The 5,777-nt window shown below is 73.0% G+C and carries 5 protein-coding genes and 1 pseudogene; all 6 read left to right on the top strand.

The genetic code is table 11. The annotated features are described in order from the left end of the window. Nucleotides 1–131 precede the first annotated feature (131 nt). Nucleotides 132–1,055 carry a hypothetical protein gene (locus ACLQ24_RS28215; RefSeq protein ID WP_425894776.1) on the top strand — a complete coding sequence of 308 codons (924 nt, stop codon included), beginning with the start codon at nucleotides 132–134 and terminating at the stop codon, nucleotides 1,053–1,055. 223 nt (nucleotides 1,056–1,278) lie between these two features. Further along, on the top strand, nucleotides 1,279–2,355 hold the full coding sequence (locus ACLQ24_RS28210; protein ID WP_425894775.1) for a M23 family metallopeptidase: 1,077 nt from the start codon (nucleotides 1,279–1,281) through the stop codon (nucleotides 2,353–2,355). A 115-nt stretch (nucleotides 2,356–2,470) separates the two neighbouring features. Then, the gene (locus ACLQ24_RS28205) at nucleotides 2,471–3,142 is read left to right on the top strand and encodes a hypothetical protein (protein WP_425894774.1); all 672 of its coding nucleotides are present in this window, start codon (nucleotides 2,471–2,473) and stop codon (nucleotides 3,140–3,142) included. 74 nt (nucleotides 3,143–3,216) lie between these two features. Further along, on the top strand, nucleotides 3,217–4,308 hold the full coding sequence (locus ACLQ24_RS28200) for a DUF4314 domain-containing protein (RefSeq protein WP_425894773.1): 1,092 nt from the start codon (nucleotides 3,217–3,219) through the stop codon (nucleotides 4,306–4,308). 111 nt (nucleotides 4,309–4,419) lie between these two features. Further along, complete coding sequence (locus tag ACLQ24_RS28195) at nucleotides 4,420–4,893, top strand: hypothetical protein (RefSeq protein ID WP_425894772.1); 474 nt, start codon at nucleotides 4,420–4,422, stop codon at nucleotides 4,891–4,893. Nucleotides 4,894–5,241: 348 nt separating this feature from the next. After that, a pseudogene (locus tag ACLQ24_RS28190) lies at nucleotides 5,242–5,777 on the top strand (AAA family ATPase); the annotation flags it as partial.

Raw genomic sequence — 5,777 nt, 5'->3', positions numbered from 1 at the left:
GACGCGCCCCCGTGCCCGCCCCGCCGCGCCGCTTCACCGGCTGGTTCACCCCCGCCCGCCCGCCGGCACCCCTGACGAGGTCCGCGCCCGTGGCGGCGCTGGCCGCCTGAGCACGCACCTGGAGGTGCACCGTGAACTTCCTACCGAACGACACACTCGCCGGCTACGCCCGCACCGCCGTCGACCTGCGCACCCGCATGGTCGACTACCACCGCAGCCCGCTCGCGGCGCAGTACCTGCAGGCGTTCTTCGACAGCCGCCTCGCCAACCACCCCAGCCCCAGTCCAGCGGGCATGGCGAAGGTCCTCGACGCGGTCCGCGCCATCACCGCCAACCCGTGGCGACTCGGCGAGCCGTACGTCATCGCCCCCGCGATGACCGCGATCATCGCCGCCGCCGCGGCGGCCCTCGACCTGACTGGCGAGGTGCTCCCCGCCGACATCGCCCCCGACGACGGCGGGGTGCTGTTCCTCCCCGAACCGATCTACCACCGCAACCTCCGCGGCGAGGTGTCCTCCATCGGGGCGATCACCTGGGCCCGCACCACCAACACCGGCAGCGGACGGTCGTTCTGGGCCATCGTCGGCTGGGCCGACCACCACGACGCGCACGACCCGGCGGCCGTGCGCCGCCGGCAGCAGCTCGCCGACCGGCCCGACCTCGCCCGCCAGTTCGGCCCCTACGTGCTGACCGACTTCACCGAGATCCCCATCGGCCAACCCGTCGACCCCCGCCCCGAACTGCCCGTCCTCGACGGAGACGACCATGACTGGGAACCGGCACCCGACGGCCGATTCTGCATCGACGAGACCACCACCACCCCGATGCGGGCCTGCGCCGCTATCGCCTACGCCTTCTGGCGAATTCAGGCCCAACCTCTGGCCACCGTCGCCGCCGCCCCCGTGGACCGCGCCGCCCGCCGCCGCGCCGTGCGCGCCAGCATCCGCCACGACACCCGCGTGGTCATGCTGCGCCGCACCAGCCCTCTCGCCGAACCCACCGACGGCGAACCCAAGTGGCACTACCGGGTGCGGTTCGTCGTCCGCGGCCACTAGCGACGCCTGATCGACCGCGACGGCCACCCCTACCGCATCTGGATCAACGCCCACATCAAAGGCCCCGACGGGGCGCCCCTGCTGCACGGCGAGAAAGTCGCCGTCCTCGCCCGCTGATCCCCTGCACCCCGCCGAAGGCCGCGCGACGCCCCCTCCACGGGCCCGCGCGGCCTTCGCCGTCCCCGCCCACCACCCGGCCGCCGCTTTGAAGGAGTGACCAGTCATGACCACCCGCGTGCTGTCCGGGATCGCCATCGCGGTCACCGGCGTCCTGCTGCTGTGCTCCGGACTGGCCACCACCCTGATCTTCGGCGGCGGCACCGGCGCCGCCGCGTGTGCCGCGATCGCCAGCGTCACGCCCACCGCACCGTCGGCGACGCGCAGCCCCGCCCCGGGCGGGATCGGTCCGATCGGTGACTGGAGCACCGAGCAGGTCGGCAACGCCGCCACCATCACCGCCGTCGGCATGCGCCTCGGCGTCCCGCCCCGCGGCTGGGTCATCGCCGTGGCCACCGCGATGCAGGAATCCTCGCTGATCAAGACCCCGGGTGGGGACCGCGACTCGGTCGGCCTGTTCCAACAGCGGCCTTCCCAGGGCTGGGGCACCCCCGAGCAGCTACGGGACCCGCAGTACGCGGCGACGACGTTCTACCAGAAGTTGCAGGCCGTCGACGGCTGGCAGGCGATGGCGCTGACCGAGGCCGCCCAGGCGGTGCAGCGGTCGGCCTACCCGGACGCCTACGCGAGGTGGGAACCCGACGCTACCCGCATCGTCACCGCCCTGACCGGGGTCACCGCCGGCTTGGCCGCCTGCGGCGTGAGCGTCAGCGCGCAGGGCTGGACCCAACCGGTGCACGCAGACGTCGGCTCCGGTTTCCGCACCGAGAGCCGTCCCGGGCACGACGGCGTCGACCTGATCGTGGGCAAGGGCGCCCCGATCCACGCCGCGTCCGCCGGCACCGTCACCGTCGTACGCTGCAACGCCGTCGACGTGCGCACCGGCCGGGACTGGGGCTGCGACCGCGACGGCGACCCCGCACTCACCCGCGGCTGCGGCTGGTACGTCGACATCACCCACACCGGTGGGGTGATCACCCGCTACTGCCACATGCTCACCCACCCCTCCGTCGCCGAGGGCCAACAGGTCGCGGCCGGTGACGTCATCGGCGTCTCCGGCAGCTCCGGCCACTCGTCCGGACCGCACCTGCACTTCGAGGTACACCTCGGTGACCACACCTCCGGCACGGCCGTCGACCCGGTCGCCTTCATGGCCTCCGTGGGCGCGCCCCTCAACCAGTAGTCGCCATCGCGAACGCCGGCGGCGGCTGTGTGATCCACCCCCAGCTCGGTGGTCGTCCCGCCCCGGGGACGAGCGCCGCAACCCCCATCCACACAACCCTGAGGAGGAAAAGCCCGTGAGCACACCCACGCTCATCGGTGTCGCCGCGCTCCGCGGCAGGTTCACCGCCCGCTTGATCCAGTTCGGCGAGGACCCGCAGGTTATGGTGCCGCTGCTGCGCCGGATCTGGACCAACACGTTCGGCCGTGACACCGGCGCCATGGCTGCCGCGCTGCTGGCCCGCAACTGGTGGTCCCTCGCCGTCAACCCCAGGCCCCGCCGCTGGGACCAGCAGCCGCCCGTACCGGGCCTGGGCTACCCCGCCGACAACGACACCATCCGGCGGGGCGCGCTGCGTGAGGACGTCGGCGGGGCCCTCGAGTGGCTGTACCTGCTGCACCTCGACCAGCGGCGGCTGGTGGCCGACGAGGCGACGGTCCACGGCCGCTGGCTGCGGCACAGCGCCCACCACCTCGACCCCGTCGAGGAACTGTTCGTCACCGAACCCGCCGACGACGACGGCGGCGGCGGCCCGGAGATGACGGTGTGCACGGTCTGCGGCGCGGTCGACGAGATCGACCACGTCGAGGTGCCGTCCATGGCCGGCTACGGCTACGACACCGCCACCAGCTGCACCCGCTGCGGCTCCTCGGTCGTCACCGACCCGATGTTCGGCGACCACGTCACCCGCAAGCCCTGGCCGCCGCACATCCCCACGGCGGGTGACGCGACAGGCGGCGCCCGATGAGCACGCCCGATCCCACGCCGTCGCCGCCCACCAGCGGCAGCGATGGTCCGTCCACTCACCGATCGGAGACCACCATGAGCTACCAGCCTGGCCAGCGCGTCGCGCTGGTCCACACCAGCGACCCACATAGCCGGCTGCGTGCCGGCGACACCGGCACCGTCCGCCGCCACGACCAGCGGCAGAACATCGTCGAGGTCGCCTGGGACAGCGGCTCGACGCTGTCGATGTGCCTCGACGACGGCGACCGCATCGCACCAGCCGCCACCGCGCCGCCCACCGGCGATCCGGTCGGCGAGGCCACCGGATGGGCCGCCGCGCTGCGGCGCATGCGGGTCGCCGGCGCCGAGGCTGGCCACACCGCCGCCGAGTGGTGGGCGCAGGACACCATCGGCGCCCGGGTCAGCGGCGACACCCGCCTGGCCGCCCGCCGGATCCTGTCCGGCATCCACGACGCCGATCCCGCCGTCCTCAACACGTTGCCCCACTTCTCCTCGGCTGGAGACTCGGTCGATGCCGCCGGGTGGGAGCTGTTCGCCGACGCCACCGGCGATGTCTCCGGCTGGTTCGGGCTGCGCATCCAGCAGCGCGACGAGGCGATGACCGTCTACCGCGAAGCCTTCGACACCGCAACCGAAGAGCGTGTCGCCGACCTGTGTCACCTCGCGGCCAGCCCCACCGGCCGCGACGTGTCCCACCTGCACCCCGACCGGGTACACCTCGGCGACGTCGGCGTGTTCTCCGGCGAGTGGGCGATGACCGCCGGCCCGGACGGCGATGACCGCTTCGAGATCGGCTTCGTCGGCACTCTGATCGACCACTGGAACGGGTGGGCGGTGTTCTCCTGCACTCGCCCGGTGGCGGAGGCGATCGTCGCCGACCAGCACCGGCTCCGCGACCAGCACCGCCGCAGCCTGCGCGAGCAGGGCGTACCGGAGGACGACCTGGATCGCCGCGTCGACGCGGATCTGGCCGACCTGTCCTTCGACGGAGACGTCCTCGTGGTCGACCAGCGCGCACTGTCCGACGATCCGGAAGCCATCGAACGCGTCGCCCCGGACGGTGACGGCCGGTACGCGGTGATGGGCCGCAGCTGGTGCTGGGAGGCCGTCGACCCGTACGCCTGCGACCGGATCGTCGGCGACCTGCCCGACCCGAACCAGGCATAGGCCCAGCGACCCCCGGCCAGGCCGCGCCGCGTCACCCGGAACCGAGCCGTCTCCGGCAGCGGCACCCGACACACCACCACGACAGGCAGGACCAACAGGAAGGACAACCACGTGACCATCCGTACCCAAGAGGAGATCGTCACCCGGGTCTGGGCTCTCCGGGCCAACCGACAGGACATCCTCGGCTTCCGGGAGGACGTGCTCGTGGAGGCACTCGACCTCGACCACGCCCGCCAGGTCATCACCCCCCGCCACCCGGTTGAGTGGACCCAGCGGGTCGACCACGAGACCTACGCCCGGGACTACCTCGATTTCGCCATCGGGAAGATCCTCGACCACCGGGGCAACTCGGCGAGCCGGTCGGTGGACAAGCTCAGCGAACTCGCCTGGCTCCTCGGCCGCGACGACATCGTGGCGGCGATGGACCACGCCGGCTACCCGATGTACGGGGCGCCCAAGGTCAAGGCATTCGCCGACGGGTTCGGCTGGCCGTTCCTCGACGGCGACGACGGGCTGGCCCTGGCCCGGATGGCTGACGGTCAGCAGTGCGACCCGCAGGGCTGCGAACGGGGCTGCGCCGACTGACCACAACCGGCCCACCGGCCCAGCCCCCGACCCTCGACGTGCCCGCGTAGACAGCCGGCACGTCAGCGATCCCGCACCCCGCACCAATTCGACTTGATCGACTGGGCTGTGGGGCGTTCCATCGTCGGCGCAGACACCGCCCGCGCGGCGTCGACACCGACCAGCACGCACCGGCGGCGACCCACGTGTCGCCGTAACCCTTCAGCACCACCGGGGTGTGGCCGCCCACCCGCCCGGCCCGACCAGGCCGGCACGGGGTTGGCCCCACCCGTCTCCGCTGTGCGGTACCCACCGCCCGCGCACCCGGAGACGGGTGCGCGGGCCCGACCCTGGAATCGAGGCATCACCATGACCACACCAACCCCACCGGCCCCCCAGGCCGGCGCGCCGCAGAACAACCCGGCCGCGACCGGCACGCCCACCGCGGAGCCCGCCTCCGGCCGGTCCGGCTACCTATACCGGAAGGTGGCTCTGCACCTGGCCGACCACCCCGACCAGATTCTCAAGGTCGGTGAGGTCACCCGGGCGATCGGCGCCCCGTCGTCCGGGGCCGTGTTCGAGGCGCTGAAGAAGATGGCCACCGCCGGGCACGCCACCCACCACCGCGACCCGCACCACCGCTTCCAGATCACCCAGGCCGGCATCGACGCCGCCGGCACCCTCCCACCCGCCGCGCCCCGCACCCGCTCCAGCAGCAGCGGTGGTGGCAGGCAGGGACGGCCCGCGCCCGTACCGCGACCGAACGGGACGCTGTACCACCCGCGGCGGCTCGGCCGAGGCTGGGACGTCGAGGAACTACGGCGACTGCGCACCCAGCAGGTGCCCGTGCTGCTGTACGGGCCGCCCGGCACCGGCAAGACCGCCATGGTCGAGGCCGCCTTCCC

It is taken from the genome of Micromonospora sp. DT4, from assembly GCF_049841675.1.
Taxonomy (GTDB): domain Bacteria; phylum Actinomycetota; class Actinomycetes; order Mycobacteriales; family Micromonosporaceae; genus Micromonospora.
This window is presented reverse-complemented; position numbering and strand designations above follow the sequence as displayed.

Excerpts from the sequence above, each read along its gene's own strand:
- ACLQ24_RS28210 (WP_425894775.1), top strand. The coding sequence starts at position 1,279 with ATGACCACCCGCGTGCTGTCCGGGATCGCCATCGCGGTCACCGGCGTC.
- ACLQ24_RS28200 (WP_425894773.1), top strand. The coding sequence starts at position 3,217 with ATGAGCTACCAGCCTGGCCAGCGCGTCGCGCTGGTCCACACCAGCGAC.